General features: G+C 68.3%; 15 protein-coding genes. 2 read left to right on the top strand and 13 right to left on the bottom strand.

All coding sequences use genetic code 11. The annotated features are described in order from the left end of the window. The first annotated feature begins 35 nt into the window (after window positions 1-35). Window positions 36-926 carry an LLM class flavin-dependent oxidoreductase gene (locus GII31_RS10380; RefSeq protein WP_213249251.1) on the top strand — a complete coding sequence of 297 codons (891 nt, stop codon included), beginning with the start codon at window positions 36-38 and terminating at the stop codon, window positions 924-926. On the opposite strand, the gene GII31_RS10375 is transcribed toward GII31_RS10380, so the two are convergent. From GII31_RS10375 to GII31_RS10360, 4 genes are all read right to left on the bottom strand, one after another. Beyond that, window positions 923-1,798: a universal stress protein gene (locus tag GII31_RS10375; RefSeq protein WP_213249248.1), complete on the bottom strand. Its 876-nt coding sequence runs from the start codon at window positions 1,796-1,798 to the stop codon at window positions 923-925. The two genes, GII31_RS10380 and GII31_RS10375, sit on opposite strands and share 4 nt — an antisense overlap. A gap of 91 nt (window positions 1,799-1,889) precedes the next feature. Continuing rightward, on the bottom strand, window positions 1,890-2,768 hold the full coding sequence (locus GII31_RS10370; RefSeq protein WP_213249246.1) for a universal stress protein: 879 nt from the start codon (window positions 2,766-2,768) through the stop codon (window positions 1,890-1,892). A gap of 187 nt (window positions 2,769-2,955) precedes the next feature. After that, entirely contained in the window at window positions 2,956-4,221 is a 1,266-nt protein-coding gene (gene hisS, locus GII31_RS10365) for a histidine--tRNA ligase (protein WP_213249244.1), read from the bottom strand. Beyond that, window positions 4,218-4,949: an MBL fold metallo-hydrolase gene (locus GII31_RS10360; protein WP_213249242.1), complete on the bottom strand. Its 732-nt coding sequence runs from the start codon at window positions 4,947-4,949 to the stop codon at window positions 4,218-4,220. The genes hisS and GII31_RS10360 overlap by 4 nt, the downstream gene beginning before the upstream one ends. Before the next feature lie 138 nt (window positions 4,950-5,087). Between GII31_RS10360 and GII31_RS10355 the strand changes: the two genes are divergently transcribed. Continuing rightward, window positions 5,088-6,002 (top strand): peptidylprolyl isomerase, encoded by a 915-nt coding sequence (locus tag GII31_RS10355; protein ID WP_213249240.1) that lies wholly within the window; start codon window positions 5,088-5,090, stop codon window positions 6,000-6,002. A 179-nt stretch (window positions 6,003-6,181) separates the two neighbouring features. Here the strand turns inward: GII31_RS10355 and GII31_RS10350 are convergent, their stop codons facing one another. The 9 genes from GII31_RS10350 to ruvC all read right to left on the bottom strand — a co-directional run bounded on the left by GII31_RS10350 (window position 6,182) and on the right by ruvC (window position 16,898). Further along, entirely contained in the window at window positions 6,182-8,554 is a 2,373-nt protein-coding gene (locus GII31_RS10350; RefSeq protein WP_287383637.1) for a RelA/SpoT family protein, read from the bottom strand. Window positions 8,555-8,666: 112 nt separating this feature from the next. After that, window positions 8,667-9,251 carry an adenine phosphoribosyltransferase gene (locus tag GII31_RS10345; RefSeq protein WP_246222207.1) on the bottom strand — a complete coding sequence of 195 codons (585 nt, stop codon included), beginning with the start codon at window positions 9,249-9,251 and terminating at the stop codon, window positions 8,667-8,669. Window positions 9,252-9,300: 49 nt separating this feature from the next. After that, window positions 9,301-11,022: an ABC transporter substrate-binding protein gene (locus tag GII31_RS10340; protein ID WP_213249233.1), complete on the bottom strand. Its 1,722-nt coding sequence runs from the start codon at window positions 11,020-11,022 to the stop codon at window positions 9,301-9,303. Window positions 11,023-11,032: 10 nt separating this feature from the next. Continuing rightward, window positions 11,033-12,259, bottom strand: a complete 1,227-nt coding sequence (secF, locus tag GII31_RS10335; protein WP_213249231.1) for a protein translocase subunit SecF — start codon at window positions 12,257-12,259, stop codon at window positions 11,033-11,035. Next, entirely contained in the window at window positions 12,256-13,899 is a 1,644-nt protein-coding gene (gene secD, locus GII31_RS10330; protein WP_213249229.1) for a protein translocase subunit SecD, read from the bottom strand. The genes secF and secD overlap by 4 nt, the downstream gene beginning before the upstream one ends. 136 nt (window positions 13,900-14,035) lie before the next feature. After that, complete coding sequence (yajC, locus tag GII31_RS10325; RefSeq protein ID WP_407649951.1) at window positions 14,036-14,452, bottom strand: preprotein translocase subunit YajC; 417 nt, start codon at window positions 14,450-14,452, stop codon at window positions 14,036-14,038. A 128-nt stretch (window positions 14,453-14,580) separates the two neighbouring features. Next, window positions 14,581-15,666, bottom strand: coding sequence for a Holliday junction branch migration DNA helicase RuvB (gene ruvB / locus GII31_RS10320; protein WP_213249227.1), 1,086 nt, complete (start codon window positions 15,664-15,666; stop codon window positions 14,581-14,583). Window positions 15,667-15,685: 19 nt separating this feature from the next. Further along, on the bottom strand, window positions 15,686-16,282 hold the full coding sequence (gene ruvA / locus GII31_RS10315; protein WP_213249225.1) for a Holliday junction branch migration protein RuvA: 597 nt from the start codon (window positions 16,280-16,282) through the stop codon (window positions 15,686-15,688). Window positions 16,283-16,331: 49 nt separating this feature from the next. After that, a complete protein-coding gene (gene ruvC, locus GII31_RS10310) occupies window positions 16,332-16,898 on the bottom strand; it encodes a crossover junction endodeoxyribonuclease RuvC (RefSeq protein WP_213250144.1) in 567 nt (188 codons plus the stop codon). Between the last annotated feature and the right edge of the window lie 78 nt (window positions 16,899-16,976).

The raw sequence follows: 16,976 nt of genomic DNA, 5'->3' as shown, positions 1-16,976 counted from the left end.
CCTCTGCCCTGCGGCCCGCTCGCTACGCTCGGGTCATGCACATCGGTGTCTACATCATTCCCGACCATCCCTGGCAGCAGGCGCGCGACGAGTGGCGGCGGGCCGAGGAGATGGGTTTCGACCACGCGTGGACGTTCGACCATCTGGTGTGGGGTTCGCTGCCGGACAACCGATGGTTCTCGTGTATCCCGACACTCACCGCCGCGGCCCTGGTCACCACCCGGATACCACTGGGCGCGTTCGTCATCTCCCCCAACTTCCGGCATCCGGTGCCGCTGGCGCGTGAGTTGCAGACCCTCCTGGACATCGCCGGTGACCGGCTACTGATGGGATTGGGCGCCGGTGGCACCCCCGACGATGTGCTGCTCGGTCAGCACCCGGTGACCCCGCGTGAACGGGTCGACCGCTTCCAGGAATTCGTGCGGCTGCTCGACCTCATCCTCACCGATGATCATGTGAACTTCGCCGGTGAGCACTACCGCGCCGTCGACATGCGCCTGGTCGGCGGAGCCGTCCGCGACCGTATCCCGTTGCTGCTCGCCGGGAACGGGCCCCGGTCGGTGCGGTTCGCCGCACGCCACGGTGACGGCTGGATCACCACCGGCACCCGCGCCGACAGCGTCGACGACTGGCTGGCCGGGATCGTCCGCAGTGCGAGGATCCTCGACGAGGCCCTCACCGAGCGTCCGGGCGGCGACCGGTTTCCCCGCTACCTGAGCCTGACCTGGTCGCCGCTCGACCCGCTCGCCGGTGCGGGCGCCCTCGACGACCTGATCGGGCGGGCGGCTGAACTCGGGTTCACCGACGTGGTGATTCCATGGCCACGCACCGGGCCACCGCACGTGGCAACCATGCAGACGTTCGAGACGGCGATCGCGGACGTTCTGCCGAGATGGCAGGCGCGCCGATCCGGGGGCGCGGGCTAATGGACGACGAGCACCGGACACGGCGCGACATGCAGCACCGCATGGCTGGTCGAACCGAGCAGCAGACCGCGGAAGCCACCGCGGCCACGGCTGCCGACCACGATCAATCGGGCGTCCCCGGCTGCCTCCACGATGGCCGACGCCGCAGGGGAAGCCGAGATGAACGGGGTCACCGTCACGTCGGGATGATCCTCACGGTAGCCGGCGAGCTGTGATCCCAGGGACTGCACGGCCTCGTCGTTGAGCCTGCGCAACACCTCCGCGCCCTGGCCGTAGAAGGCGTCCCCGGCGAATCCGCCGTAGCTGTGCACGGCGACCAGCGACGTGCCCAGCATGTCGGCATGCACGAACGCCTGTGTGATGGCGCCCGTCGATGCCGGTGACCCGTCCACCCCGACCACCACCGGGCCGGATTCGGGCAGGCGCTCACCGACCACCACCACGGGGCAGTTGCTGTGCGCGGCGATGTCGCTGCTCACCGAACCCAGGAGTTGCCCGACGACCCCGCCCTTGCCACGTCGACCGACGACGATCATCCGGGCACGGCTGGACAGCTCGCGCAACACCAGGGCCGGACGTCCGTCGATCACCTCACCGTCGGCCGAGACAGCGGGCGCGATTTCGGCGACCAGGTCGAGTGCGACGTCGACGGTGCCCTGGGCCAGGCCACGGGCGGCCTCGACGTACTGTTCGGCCTCCACCCAGCCGGCGACATTCTGTCCGAACGGTGCGATGAACGGCTCCACCACCGACACCACCGACAGCGGGGCCGCTTCGCGGACCGCCTCGGCCGCCGCCCAGCGCACAGCTCTGAGCGCCTCGTCCGAACCGTCGACCGCCACCACTATCGGCGCGTTGCTCGCTACCACCATCAGCCCCTTTGCTCTTGCGATGTTGATGCAGATACCTGCCCGGGAGTGGACCCACCAGACTGTACGCCCCGCACACCGGGACCGGGCTGGGTCAGTCGGCGTGCACCACCATCACCGGGCAGGGGGCCACCTGGAGCACCGCGCGGCTGTTGGAGCCGAGCAGCAGACCACGGAAACCACCCCGGCCACGGCTGCCGATGACGATCAGCTGGGCGTCGTCGGCGCGGTCCACGATGCGCTCGGCGGGCCGGACCGTGGCGATGTCACTGTCGACGGCGACACCCGGATAGTCCTCACGCAGACCCGCCAACTGTACGGACTGGGTTTCGGCGGCCTCTTCGCGGAACCGCCGCAGCGTTGCCTCACTGTCGCCGTGCCGGTCCTCGGTGCCGAAGAAATGCTTGCCCGAGAACGAGCCGTAGGTGGTCACCGCCACCACCGAGGTGCCCAACTCCTGCGCCGCGGCGAACGCGTGCGTCGCCGCCTCGCGGGCGGCCGGCGAACCGTCCACACCGACGACGACGGGCCCGGTGGTGGGGAACGCCCCCGGCACGACCACGACAGGGCAGTCGGCGTGGGCGGAGACGTCCGCGCTCACCGAACCGAGCAGCAGCCCCTTGACACCGCCGCGGCCACGGCTGCCGACCACCAGCAGGTGCGCGCGGCTCGACGCCTCACGCAGCCGCAGGGCGGGCTTGCCCGTGAGGACCTCACCGGTCACGTCGATGCCGGGCGCCAGTTCGGTCGCCGTGGTCAGGCCTTCGTTGATGAGGTCCTTGGCGTAGCCGTAGATGTCGTCGATCAGATCTTGGGTGAGGACCATGCCGCTGTAGTCCGACACCGCCTCCACGACGGTCACGACCTTGAGTTGCCGCCCTTCCCGGACTGCGGCCGCGACCGCCCAGGCCAGCGCATGTCGCGCCTGATCGGAACCGTCGACCGCCACCACGATCGGTGCATCGAGTGTCATCGTCACCACACCTCTTCCCTCGCCGGCCGCCCAGATCAGCGACCAGCATAGCGCTCACCAGGACATTTCCGTCCACATCCAGTCTGCCACCGCCGCCGGTGCCGGCGGAGGGCCAAACGTCCGTGTCGGCTATTTCATAGCTGAGAAACAACGTGGGTGAGGCCACGCCGTCCACCGGCCCCGGCGCTCAGCCGAGGGTGGCGATCACCTCGTCGACCACGGTGCCCAGGGCCGCCGTGCGCTGCTCGCCGTTCGACAGGTCCTTGACCTCGATCACGCCCTCCTCGATCTCCCGTTCACCCAGGACGAGCGCCAGCCGCGCACCCGAACGGTCGGCGGCCTTCATCGCGCCCTTGAGCCCGCGGTCACCGTAGGCCAGGTCCACACTGATCCCGGCCGCACGCAACCGACCGGCCAGCGCAACGAGTTCGGCCTTCGCCGCCGCACCCATCGGCACCCCGAACACCTGGCAGCGGGCCGCCTCGGCATCCGCGACACCCTCGGCCCGCATCGCCAGGATCGTACGGTCCACACCGATTCCGAAACCGATACCCGACAGATCCTGTTTGCCGCCGATCTGCCGCATCAGCCCGTCGTAGCGGCCGCCCCCGCCGATCCCGGACTGCGCGCCCAAACCGTCGTGGACGAATTCGAAGGTCGTCTTGGTGTAGTAGTCGAGCCCGCGGACCAGCCGCGGATTGATCTCGTACGGAACGCCCAGCCGGGCCAGATGGCCCAGGACGATATCGAAATGCTCGCGCGCGGCATCGCTCAGATAGTCCAGCAGCAGCGGTGCGCCTGCAGTGGCCTCCTTGATCTCCGGCCGCTTGTCGTCGAGAACGCGCAGCGGGTTGATCTCTGCCCGCTTGCGCGTGGGCTCATCCAGGTCGAGGCCGAACAGGAACTGCTGCAGCGCCTCCCGATAGCGGGGCCGGGACTCGTCGTCGCCGAGCGAGGTGATCTCCAGCCGGAATCCCGACAGACCCAGCCGCCGATACCCCTCGTCGGCGATCGCGATCACCTCGGCATCGAGCGCCGGATCGTCCACGCCGATGGCCTCCACCCCGACCTGCTGCAACTGGCGATAGCGACCCTCCTGCGGCTTCTCGTAGCGGAAGAACGGCCCGGCGTAGCAGAGCTTGACCGGGAGCTGTCCCCGGTCCAGACCGTGCTGGATCACCGCCCGCATCACCCCGGCCGTACCCTCGGGCCGCAACGTCACCGACCGCCCCCCACGGTCGGCGAAGGTGTACATCTCCTTGCTGACCACGTCAGTGGATTCACCGACCCCCCGCGCGAACAAGCCGGTGTCCTCGAAGATCGGCAACTCGATGTGGCCGTAGCCGGCGCGGCGCGCGGCGTCGGTCAGCGTGTCGCGGACACGGCGGAAATCCGCCGACGCGGGTGGAAAATAATCCGGGATGCCCCGTGGTGCCTGGAATTCGGCGCTCACAGTCCGAATCGTCCCTTCTTCTCGGTCCCGATCCCGAGCAGGAACGGGTTGGTGGCGCGTTCAGCGCCGATCGAGGTCTGCGGCCCGTGACCGGGCAGCACCTGAGTCTCGTCGGGCAGCGGCAGCAGCTTCTTCTCGATCGATTCGAGCAACTGGTCGTGGTCACCACCGGGCAGATCGGTCCGGCCGATCGACCCCGCAAACAGTACGTCACCGGAAAAACAGACCGGAACCGTGGTGACCGCCGGATCGGCGGCATCCCCGGCACCGTCCACGGGTACCTCCACGTCGATGCCCAGCAACACCGAACCCCGCGTGTGGCCGGGTGCCAGATCGACCGTGAAGCGCAGACCGGCGATCTCCACCGTCTCACCGTCGACGAATTCGATGACCCGGCGCGGCTCGGTGAACACGGTGTCGCCGATCAGCTGACCCAACGCCCGACCCAACCCCATCCCGGGATCGGTGAGCATCGGACGGTCGGCGGTATGGATGTAGGCCGGGATCGCGAACTCGTCACACAACTCGGTGGCATTCCAGGTGTGATCGAGATGCCCATGGGTCAGCAGCACCGCCGCCGGGGTGAGGTCATGTTCGGCGAGCAACGCCCTGACCTGGGGCGCGGCGTCCTGACCGGGGTCGATGATGACCGCCTGCCCACCCGGCTGCGGGGCGAGCAGATAGCAGTTGGTCTGGAACATTCCGGCGGGAAACCCGGTGATCAGCATCGGCCCATTGTCGCAGGGCTCCGCGCGCGCGGGCCCGCCGGGTCGTCGGCGCCAGTACCCGCCGTGCCCGACTCTCAGGTAGTGCTGGCACACTGGCGAGTCGAGTAGCGCCGACGTCCACAGGGAGGGTTCACCAGCGTGTCGACCAATGAGGAGCGCCGACAAGCGGCCAAACGCAAACTGGAAGAGCGTTTGGAAAGCGAGCAGCGTGCCGCGCGCAAACGCCGGATGACCATCATCGGGGTCTCGGTGGCGGTGGTCGTCGTGGTGGCCGGAACCATCACCGGCCTGGTGGTCAAGAAGGTGTCCGACGACCGCGAGAAGGAACGCTGGACCGCGTGTGTGTGGGGTCCGCAGGAAGATCCGCAAACGCAGCCGGTGGACCCGCCCGCGCAGGTCCCGGCAGCCCAGCGCGCCGAATACCGCGAACAGGTCGTCGAGTACAACAAGCAGGTCGAGGATTACCTGGCAAAGAAGAGGTCCTCCCCCAAACCCGGCGACAAGCAGCTCAAAAAGGGCACCCTCGACGCGGTGTTCGACACCAACCAGGGCGCGATCCCGGTGACGCTCAAGCGTGAATCGGCCCCGTGCAACACCGGTGCCATCGAAACGCTGATCAGGGCGAAGTTCTTCGACAACACCAGCTGCCACCGGATGACCTCGAGTGCGACGCTGAAGGTCCTTCAGTGCGGTGACCCCAGCGGCACCGGCATGGGTGGGCCCGGCTGGACCAGCCCCGACGAACCGCCCACCGGCCTCAAGGCCTCCGGCACCCCCAACGCGATGGGACAACAGGCCGTCACCTATCCGCGCGGCACCATCGCCATCGCCAACAACGGACAGGCCAACTCCGGGTCGAGCCAGTTCTTCCTGGTCATCGGTGACACCACCCTGCCCGCCGACTACGCGGTCGTCGGCACCGTCGGCGACGCCGGTCTCGCCGTGCTCGACAAGGTCGCCAAGGGCGGTATCGTGCCCGGCGCGTCCGGCAGCAAAGAGGACGGCGCACCGAAACTGCCGGTCAACATCGCCACCGCAACCATCAAGGACTGACCGCCCCATCCGGCCGTCGTCGACGCGAGCCTCGAAACCACACGAGACGACATGCTCATCTCACCGGGTTTCGAGGCTCGTCGCTGACGCTCCTCACACCTCAACCAGCGACAACCCGCCGGTTGAGGTATGAGCCTACGAGCCCCGAAACCACGCACGACGACGATGTCGGTTCGCGCCTATGCGGCCGAGGTGACGCGGTAGACGTCGTAGACGCCTTCGACGTTGCGCACCACGTTCAACACGTGACCGAGGTGTTTGGGATCGCCCATCTCGAAGGTGAACTTGCTGACCGCCACCCGGTCGCGGCTGGTGGTGACCGATGCGGACAGGATGTTGACCCGTTCGTCGGCGAGCACCTTGGTCACATCCGACAGCAGCCGATGCCGGTCGAGCGCCTCCACCTGGATGGCGACGAGGAACACCGACTCCGGTGACGGCGCCCAGGTGACCTCGACGATCCGCTCGGGCTGATCGCGCAGGGCACTGACGTTGGTGCAGTCGGTGCGGTGCACACTGACCGCGCCGCCGCGCGTCACGAAACCCATGATCTCGTCACCGGGAACCGGGGTGCAGCATTTGGCGAGCTTGGCCACCACGCCCTCGATACCGGCGACGATGACACCGGCGTCGCCACCTCGGCGCCCGCGCGTCGGCAGCGTCGACGGTGTGGACCGTTCGGCGATCGCGTCGACCGCGTCGTCGATGCCGCCGAGAACGGCGACGAGCCGGTTGACAACATGGCGCGCCGATACATGGTTCTCCCCGACCGCCGTGTACAGGGCGCTGACGTCGGCATACCGCAGTTCCTTGGCGATCGCCGCCATCGATTCGGCGTTCATCAGCCGCTGGATCGGCAACCCGCCGCGGCGGACCTCCTTGACGATGGCGTCCTTGCCGGATTCGAGCGCCTCCTCGCGGCGTTCCTTGGCGAACCACTGCCGGATCTTGGCCTTGGCGCGCGGGGACACCACAAAGCTCTGCCAGTCCTTGCTGGGGCCGGCGTTGGGCGCTTTGGAGGTGAAGACCTCCACGACCTCGCCGTTCTCCAGAGTGCGTTCGAGGGCGACGAGCCGGCCGTTGACGCGGGCACCGATACACCGGTGGCCGACCTCGGTGTGCACCGCGTAGGCGAAATCGACGGGCGTCGACCCGGCCGGCAGGGTGATGACATCCCCCTTGGGGGTGAACACGAAGATCTCGCGGGCCGCCAGATCGAACCGCAACGACTCCAGGAACTCACCCGGGTCGGCGGCCTCCCGCTGCCAGTCGAGCAGCTGGCGCATCCACGCCATGTCGTCGACCTCGGCGATGTCGGACTTCTTACTGCCCCTGGCGCGGTAGCCGCTCTCCTTGTACCGCCAGTGCGCGGCGATGCCGAATTCGGCGGTGCGATGCATCTCCTGCGTCCGGATCTGCACCTCCAGGGGTTTGCCCTCGGGACCGATGACGGTGGTGTGCAGCGACTGGTACACCCCGTAGCGCGGCTGGGCGATGTAGTCCTTGAACCGTCCGGCCATCGGTTGCCACAGCGAATGCACCACACCGACCGCTGCATAGCAGTCGCGCACCTCGTCACACAGGATGCGCACACCCACCAGGTCGTGGATGTCGTCGAAGTCGCGGCCCTTGACGATCATCTTCTGATAGATCGACCAGTAGTGCTTGGGCCTGCCCTCGACCACCGCGGTGATGCGGGTGGCGGCCAGGGCGTTGGTGATGTCGGCGCGCACCCGCGCCAGATATGTGTCACGCGAAGGTGCCCGGTCGGCCACCAGGCGCACGATCTCCTCATACTTCTTCGGGTGCAGGATCGCGAACGAGAGGTCTTCGAGCTCCCACTTCACCGTGGCCATACCGAGCCTATGCGCCAGTGGGGCAATGACTTCCAGGGTTTCGCGGGCTTTTCGGGCCTGCTTCTCCGGCGGCAGGAACCGCATGGTGCGCATGTTGTGCAGCCGGTCGGCCACCTTGATCACAAGCACCCGCGGATCGCGGGCCATCGCGATGATCATCTTGCGGATGGTCTCGGCCTCGGCCGCGCTGCCGAGTGCCACCTTGTCGAGTTTGGTGACCCCGTCGACCAGATGGGCCACCTCGGCACCGAACTCCGCTTCTAGCTGCTCCAGCGAATACCCGGTGTCCTCGACCGTGTCGTGCAGGAGGGCGGCGATCAGGGTGGTGGTGTCCATCCCGAGGTCGGCGAGGATGGTGGCCACCGCGAGTGGATGGGTGATGTACGGGTCGCCCGATTTACGGTTCTGGCCCGCATGCCGTTCGTCGGCGACATCGTAGGCGCGTTGCAGCTTGGCGATATCGGCCTTGGGGTAGATGTCGCGGTGCAGGGTGACCAGCGGTTCCAGGACCGGACGCACCTGACTGCGGGTCGCGGTCATCCGCCGGGCCAGTCGGGCCCGCACCCGGCGTGATGCCGACGACGGCACCGGCTCGTCCCGCACCTGTTCGTCCCGGGTCTCGCCCGGCTGCTCGTCGGCGTCCGGCGGCTCCACGGCGCCGGCGGACATCGCCACGGTGTCTGTGTCCTCTGCCATGCCGTCTCCTTCAGCCGGTGTGCCGTTGCGCGGCGTATATCTGTCCGGTCCCGCACGCCCCGCCCACCGGATCGGCGCGGTGAACCGGTCGGCCCGAACACATCGTCACAGTCTAGTCGGCGACCAGTGCGTGCACCTCGATGTCGGGGCCGATGCCCTCGGCGATGGTGGCCCGGCCGCCCAGGGCCGCCAGTTCCATGATCACCGACACGCGCACCACATGCGCACCCGCCTCACGCAGCAGTGTCGCCGCCGCGACCGCGGTACCGCCGGTGGCCAGGACGTCGTCGACGAGCAGCACCCGCCGACCCGCCAGGTCGAGGCCGTCGGCCGGAATCTCCAGTGCCGCTGTGCCGTATTCGAGGCTGTAGCTGACGGTGCGCACGGGCGGTGGCAGCTTGCCCTGTTTGCGTACCGCCAGCACCCCGACGCCCAGATCCCGCGCCACCGCCCCGCCGAGCAGGAAGCCCCGGGCGTCGATACCGCCCACCAGATCGACCTCGGGGCACCCGTGCGCCAGGGCGCCGATGATCGAGGAGAATCCGGCCGGTTCGGCGAACACCGGGGTCAGATCCTTGAACTGCACCCCGGGACTCGGGAAGTCGGCGACGAGTCTGGTGTGGCGGGCGATGGCCGCCCGCGCCTCATCGAGTGGATGCTGTGCGCTGCCGGTGCGACGGTCGTCGGAGGGGGTCACCGGCGAACTGTAGCAAGAGCGCGCCATCGGTGTACGAGCCCGGACCGGCTCATTCGGTGAGCACCCAGCGGTCCATATTCCATCCGGTGCCGTTGCGTCCATGACCGGGCACCACGTGCCGCACGCGCTCGCCCGAGCGGTACACGCGCGCGGTGACGACCAGTGGGATCGACAGTATCGACGACCAGGCGCCGGTCTCGATGGTGCGGAATGCCTCGAGTTGACCGGTCGCCGAGGTGACGACGCCGAGCCGGTCGACCGCCTGCGACACCTGCGGATCGTCCGCGCCGCCGAGGTTGAGTGGGTCCCCGGTGCGCAGACGGTAGGCGTCGCGGATCGGGCTGGCCGCACCCGACGCGGCGAATCCGGCTCCGCTGCTGATGAGCAGCGCGTCGGCCCGCCTGCCCAGCGCGCTCGGCGACAGCGTATCGGTGCCGACGTCTGCCACCGTGATTCCGGCCTTGCGGCATTCGTTGGCGATCAACGCCACCAACGCCTTGTCGCGGGCGTGCGGGGTGCGGTAGCCGATCCGTACGGTCAGTCGGTTCCCGCCGCTGCCGATCCCGGGCACACCCGATGCGGACGCATCGTCGAGCAGGGCCCGCGACCGGATGATGTCGGGACGGGAGTAGCGCAGCCCGACCTGGTCGTTCAGCTGTGCGGCGAAACTGTGCGAAGGCAGCAGGGTGCGCAGATTCCACATCGGTGATCCGCCGCCGAATTGTTTGGCGATGGCGGGGCGGGGCACGCACAACGCGAAGGCCTGACGCACTCGCGGGTCGGCGAACACACCGCGCTGGGCGAGCACCAGTTCGTCGACCGACAGCGAACTGCCCGAGGTGGGGTTGTCTGCGGCCGGGGCCGCGGTCGAGGTGAGGTCGGCGATCTCGCCGATGACGATGCCGGCGGCCACGTCGGCGACATCGAAATCGCCCGAGACCAGGGCGGCCAGATCGTGCCGTGCGCCGCGGATCGCGATCCGCGTGGCCGTGGGCGCATCGGCCCACCAGGTATCGTTGGGGACCAGCACGAGACCTTCGTCGGTGTCGGCGGTGGCCACGCGGTACGGTCCGGACGCCGGGAAGTCGGCCGGGTCCAGATCACCGTCGGGAATGGTGAAACCGGTGTTCCACGCCGTGGCGAGTTTGCGGACGGCCGCGGTGTTGTTGCCGCGGATCGCCCCGACGATGTCGGCCACGCCCGCCTTGCGGGCCACCACGTGCGCCGGCAGCAGCGTTCCGGCGCCGAACAACGACAACCAGTCCCGGTAGACGCGACCGGCCGCGAACACGACGGTCGCGGCCTTGGCGCCGGCGGCGCAGTCGACGCGGCGGATGTCGCGGTACCCGGCGGTGGTGGCCGGGGTGAACCCGGGGAATCGGCCGCTCATCGCCGCCCACGCCAACAGCAGGTCGTCGCAGTCCAGCGGTGTGCCGTCGGAGAACGCCGCCTCCGGGGCGAAGGCGTACCGGAGGGTCAGCGGGGCCTGCTCGGTGACGGTGACCGTGCCCACGTCTCGGTCGGGCATCACCTGGCCGCGATCGCCGAGCAGACTGAATCCGGGCAGCACCCTGGTCAGCGCCATCAACGAACCGTCGGCGTTGCCGGCGACGGTGTTCGCGTTGTAGGTGGTCAGGCCCGCATCGACGATGTAGTCGATGGTCGGTGGACGGTCCTCGCCCGAGCAGCCGGTCACCAGTCCGGCACCGGTGACGAGACCGACCATCAGGGCCAGCAGCCGTACCGCGGTCCGCCCAGGTCTTTCTGTCATAACCGCGACGTTATCGGCTCTGGCCCCGGCTCCTGCGTTTCCCGGACGGTACCGCCGTGTCGCCGCCACCGGTCCGGGCCCCGCGACCGGCACCGACGGTGCGGACCCGGCGGTTGGTGGAGACCGGTTCACCGGCCTCGATACGGGCACGACGCTCAAGCACCTTGCGGGTGTGCGCCTTGACGTCCGAACGCATCTCCTTGAGCGTCACCAGCAGCGGCGCGGCCAGGAAGATCGACGAGTAGGCGCCGACAATCACGCCGACGAACTGGATCAGTGCCAGGTCCTTGAGCGTGCCGACGCCCAGCATCCACACCGCGATCACCATCAGTGCGATGATCGGCAGCACCGAGATGACGGTGGTGTTGATCGATCGCATGAGGGTCTGGTTGACCGCCAGGTTGGCCTGTTCGGCGTAGGTGCGGCGGGTGGTGCGCAGGAAGCCGCGGGTGTTCTCCGAGACCTTGTCGAAGACCACCACCGTGTCGTAGATGGAGAAGCCCAGGATGGTCAGCAGGCCGATCACCGTCGCCGGCGTCACCTCCCAGCCGACGATCGAATAGATGCCGGCGGTGAACACCGTGTCCAGAAACAGTGAGGCCATCGCCGCGATCGACATCTCCCGGTCGAAACGGACCGCGATGTAGACGAAGACGATCACCAGGAACACCACGAGCGCGATGATCATCTTCTCGGTGATCTCGCTGCCCCAGGTGGAGCTCACATCCGAGGAGGAGACGTCGTCGGCCGTGATCGACCCGCTGAACGCCTCGGCGAGCGCGGTGGTGATCGCGATGGTCTCGTCCTGGGTCAGATGTTCGGACCGCAGCTGGATGGTGGCGCTCGAGCCGCTGCCGGCCGACTGCACCGTCTCCGGTTCCTTGCCGAAGGTGTCTGAGTAGACGGTTTCGACGGCGTCGCGGGTGACCTCGGACGAGGCGGGCAGCGCGATCTGGGTGCCGCCCTCGAAGTCGATGCCGAAGGTGAACCCGCGCAGCCCGATCGACAATCCGCAGATGGCGATCATGATCAGTGTCACGATGTACCAGGTGCGGCGTTTGCTGATGATGTCGAAGGCGCCGGTGCCGGTGTACAGGCGCGAGAAGAACGACCGGTTGGTGTCGGCGACGAAATCGGCCTCCGACGCGCCGGTGTGCTCGCCCGCCGCGTCCCCGGTCGAACCCCCGTCGGAAAGCCGGGGATCGGCGCTGTCACTGATGTTGTCGGGGGTGGTCACCGGACCGCTCCTTCTGCTGCTTCGGCGGCCTTGGCCGTTGCCTGTGCACGTGCGGCCGCCCTGCGCTCGGCGGCGACCTCACTGACCGCGCCGAGACCGTTGACGTTCGGCCGGGACAGCAACGGTGACCGGGTGGCGAGCACCACCAGCGGATGGGTGACCAGGAACACCACCACGACGTCGAGCACGGTGGTCAGGCCCAGGGTGAACGCGAAACCACGGACCTCACCGATCGCCAGGATGTAGATGACGACCGCGGCGATGAGACTGACCATGTTTCCGGTCCAAATGGTGCGCCGCGCACTGACCCAACCGCGCGGCACGGCCGATCTGAACGTTCGGCCCTCGCGTATCTCGTCCTTGATGCGTTCGAAGTAGACGACGAACGAGTCGGCGGTCATACCGATACCGATGATCAGACCGGCGATACCGGCCAGGTCCAGGGTGAATCCGATCCAGCGGCCCAGCAGCACGATGATGCCGTACACCTGCAGGCCCGCCAGCACCAGCGACAGGAAGGTGAGCACACCGAGCATCCGGTAGTAGGCCAGCGCGTACAGCAGGCAGGCGATCAGGCCGACCGCGCCGGCGATCAGGCCCGCCCGCAACGACTCCTTGCCCAGGGTCGCCGACACCGTCTCGGCGTCGGAGGCCTCGAACGACAGCGGTAGCGAGCCGTACTTGAGGACGTTGGCCAGATCCTTGGCCGAACTCTGGTTGAAGGAGCCGGTGATCTCGGTCTGCTTGGTGGTGATGGCACCGTTGATGCTCGGCGCCGACACGACCTCGGTGTCGAGGGTGAACGCCGTCTGCTTGCCGACGTTCTTGCCGGTGTAGTCGGGCCAGAAGTCGCGGGCCTTGCCCTTGAACTCGACCATGACGACCCATTCACCGCGGTCGTTGGTGCCGGCCGAGGCGCTGGCGATGTCACGGCCGTCGATGATCTGCGGTTCCATCAGGTACACCTGGGTGCCGTCCTGAGAGCAAGCAACCAAGTACTGGTCGGGCAGGTCGTTGCCGCGCAGCGGATCGTTGAACTCGGGTGAGCAGTCCATCTTGGCCATGTGCGCGGTGAGCGCGGCGATGGTCTTCTCGTCGGCGTCGGCCGGCGCCTGGCGCAGTCTGCGCTGCTCCTCGATCGCGGCCTGCGCCTTCTTGCGTTCGGCTTCGGTGCCCTGCGCGGGTGAGGTACCCGCGTCGGTGCCGGGCTGCTCGGTGGGCTTCTGCACGACCGCCGGCTGCACGGTGGTGACCGGCCGGACATACAGCCGAGCCGTCTGGCCCAGGGTGCGGGCCTGTTTGCCGTCGTTACCGGGGACGGTGATCACCAGGTTGTTGCCGTTGACCACCACCTCCGAACCGGCGACGCCGAGTCCGTTGACGCGCTTCTCGATGATCTGTTTGGCCTGGTCGAGCTGATCCTTGGACGGGGTCTTGCCGTCCGGGGTCCGGGCCGTGAGCGTGACCCGGGTGCCGCCCTGCAGATCGATGCCGAGCTTGGGTTCGGGTGAACCGCCGCCGGTGAAGAACACCAGCCCGTACACGATGGCGAGAAGGGCGAGGAAAACGGTCAACGGTTTCCACGGCGCGACCTCGTTACGAGGTCCCGGCCGCTTGGCCGTACGGCGAGGTGTACTCACTGCTGTTCAGGTCTCCTTCGACCGCAGGCGGCGTCAAACGCACCGCGCGAGACCGGCCGTGGCGATGACGGCCGGTGGGCGGGTTCATCCTAGTGCTGGTAGCTGAGCAGAAGCTCGGAACGTCCGGACGACGAGGTCACTTCTCCAGATCGGGCTTGCTGCCGCGCTCGCTGTCGGACGGGGCGTCGTCCTCGTCCAGGTAGTCGTCGGTGACGAAATCGTCGTCATCATCATCGTCGTCGAGGTCGTCGTAGTGCGAGACCGACGGCGCGCCCGGATAGGTTTCGGCGGCGTCCTCGGTCTGCACGACACGCATGATCGCCAGCCGGTTCCAGCGGGTGACCACACCCGTGGCGATCTCCACATCGACGTAGTCGCTGTTGTCGGCGTCGACGACGGTGCCGAACAGGCCGGACGTCAGCTGCAGGCGGGTACCCACCGACACATCGCCCTGCATTTCCTGCATCTCCTGCATCCGCTTCTTCTGCTTGCGGATGCTGATGAACATGAAGCCTGCCATGAGGGCAAGCAACAGGGGGAAGAGTAGCTCCATGATGTGTGCTTCGATCCTTGATCAGTCGTGTCGTCGGGGGGGTTGCGGGCCGCAGTGATCCACGCGGGAATGGCCCGACCGCTCCCCCTAGTGTGCCATGGCCGGCGCCCGGGCCCGCCCTATGGCCGTTATGGCTCGTCGAACAGGGTACCGGCGGCCTCGTCGCGGGCCCGGACGGCGAACGTCGCGTTCATCGCGCCGGCCGGCGGCGTCAGACCCAGGTGATGCCAGGCGGCGGCGGTGGCGACCCGGCCGCGCGGGGTGCGCGCGATCATGCCGGCCCGCACCAGGTACGGCTCGCACACCTCCTCGACGGTGGCCGGTTCCTCCCCGACCGCGACCGCGAGCGTGGACACCCCCACCGGACCGCCCCCGAAACCCCGGATCAGCGCGCCCAGCACCGCCCGGTCGAGACGGTCGAAACCGAGATCGTCGACGTCGTACACGGCCAGCGCCGCACGCGCGACGGCGACGGTGACCTTGCCGTCACCGCGCACCTCGGCATAGTCACGGACCCGCCGCAGCAAGCGGTTCGCGATGCGCGGGGTCCCCCGGGACCTGCGGGCGATCTCGGTGGCCGCATCGGGGCTCATCACGATGCCCAGGATCCCGGCAGAGCGCCGCAGCACCCTTACCAGCTCGTCGGTTTCGTAGAACTCCATGTGCGCGGTGAACCCGAACCGGTCGCGCAGCGGCCCGGTCAGTGCCCCGGACCTGGTGGTGGCACCGACCAGCGTGAACGGTGCGACGTCGAGCGGGATGGACGTGGCGCCGGGGCCCTTGCCGACCACCACGTCGACCCGGAAATCCTCCATCGCCAGATACAGCATCTCCTCGGCGGGCCGGGCGATTCGGTGGATCTCGTCGATGAACAGCACATCTCCCTCGACCAGGTTCGACAGCATCGCCGCCAGGTCCCCGGCCCGTTCGAGGGCGGGTCCGGAGGTGACACGGATGGCCGCACCCATCTCCGAGGCGATGATCATCGCCAGCGATGTCTTGCCCAGGCCGGGCGGACCCGACAGCAGGATGTGATCGGGGGTGCTGCCCCGGCCCTTGGCGCCCTGCAACACCAGGTCGAGTTGTTCGCGCACCTTGGGCTGGCCGATGAAATCAGCCAGCGACCGGGGCCGCAGGCCGGCGTCGAAATCGCCGTCACCGGGCATCGGCACGGCACTCACCTCCGAGAACTGTCCCGGGTCGTCGGTGTCCATCACTGCCTCCCCTCGCCGGTCATGACGTCTTGCCGAGGGCACCCAGAGCGATGCGCAGCACCGTGGACGCGTCGGCGGACGGATTGTCGGCGAGCACCGCCTGCACGGCCTTCTCCGCCGCCGCGGCGGTGAAGCCGAGACCGACGAGCGCGTCGTTGACCTGTCCCCGTACCGAACCCGCGGCACCGGTCGCACCACCGGCACCGGCACTGGTCGGCATCTCCACCTTGTCCCGCAACTCGACGACGAGTCGTTCGGCGACCCGCTTGCCGATACCCGGCACCGATATGAGCGCCTTGGTATCCGAATCGGCCAGTGCGCGCCGCAGCGCGTCGGGTTCGAGTACCGCCAGAGTGGCCATCGCCAGGCGCGGGCCCACCCCGGTGACCGTCTGCAACAGCCCGAACAGCGACCGCGCGTCCGGATCGACGAAACCGTAGAGGGTCATCGAGTCCTCACGCACGATCATCGTGGTGAGCAGGGTGGCCTCGGCCCCCCGCCGAACCGTGGCCACCGTGGGCGGGGTGACCAGCACCCGGTACCCGACACCACCACAGTCGATGACCACATGATCGAGCGCGATATCGATCACCGGCCCGCGGACCGACGCGATCACCGGGCCCCTCCTGTCCGGTCGGCGCGCGCACAGTTGCGCGCAGACGCGATCACCGGACACCGCCCGCGGCCTCGGCGACGCGGGCCCGGTGCCGCGCGGCGAGGGCGTCGGCCCTGCGTTTGGCCTCCTCCATCCGTTCGGCCATCGGACCGCGCCAGCAGTGGCAGATCGCCAGCGCGAGCGCGTCGGCGGCGTCGGCCGGTTTCGGTGCGGTCTGCATCCCGAGGATCCTCGTCACCATGGTGGTGACCTGTGCCTTGTCGGCGCGGCCGCTGCCGGTGACCGCGGCCTTGACCTCGGAGGGGGTGTGGAAGCGCACCGGCACATCGCGCTGACCGGCGGCCAGCGCGATCACTCCCCCGGCCTGCGCGGTACCCATCGCCGTGGACACCTGGTTCTGAGCGAATACCCGCTCGATGGCGACGACGTCGGGCCGGTGGACGTCGAGCCAGTGGCAGGCCGCGGTATAGACCGCCAGCAGCCGTTGCGAGAGTTCCATGTCGGTGGGAGTGCGCACCACGTCGACATCGAGGGCGGTGACCGAGCGGCCCTTACCGGACTCGACCAGCGCGATACCGCATCTGGTCAATCCCGGATCCACACCCATCACCCGCACCCGCGCACCTCCCGGCATAGAGAACAACTGTTCGACATGGTAGCCGGTCGGCGCCGCGACGCTCACAACAACACTCCG

The organism is Gordonia pseudamarae (assembly GCF_025273675.1).
GTDB lineage: Bacteria > Actinomycetota > Actinomycetes > Mycobacteriales > Mycobacteriaceae > Gordonia > Gordonia pseudamarae.
The sequence above is the reverse complement of the archived record's forward strand: the minus strand, read 5'-3'. Positions and strand labels throughout refer to the sequence as shown.

Excerpts from the sequence above, each read along its gene's own strand:
- GII31_RS10380 (WP_213249251.1), top strand. The coding sequence starts at position 36 with ATGCACATCGGTGTCTACATCATTCCCGACCATCCCTGGCAGCAGGCG.
- GII31_RS10375 (WP_213249248.1), bottom strand. The coding sequence starts at position 1,798 with ATGGTGGTAGCGAGCAACGCGCCGATAGTGGTGGCGGTCGACGGTTCG.
- GII31_RS10370 (WP_213249246.1), bottom strand. The coding sequence starts at position 2,768 with ATGACACTCGATGCACCGATCGTGGTGGCGGTCGACGGTTCCGATCAG.
- GII31_RS10360 (WP_213249242.1), bottom strand. The coding sequence starts at position 4,949 with ATGCTGATCACCGGGTTTCCCGCCGGAATGTTCCAGACCAACTGCTAT.
- GII31_RS10350 (WP_287383637.1), bottom strand. The coding sequence starts at position 8,554 with ATGGCAGAGGACACAGACACCGTGGCGATGTCCGCCGGCGCCGTGGAG.
- GII31_RS10340 (WP_213249233.1), bottom strand. The coding sequence starts at position 11,022 with ATGACAGAAAGACCTGGGCGGACCGCGGTACGGCTGCTGGCCCTGATG.
- yajC (WP_407649951.1), bottom strand. The coding sequence starts at position 14,452 with ATGGAGCTACTCTTCCCCCTGTTGCTTGCCCTCATGGCAGGCTTCATG.
- ruvB (WP_213249227.1), bottom strand. The coding sequence starts at position 15,666 with ATGGACACCGACGACCCGGGACAGTTCTCGGAGGTGAGTGCCGTGCCG.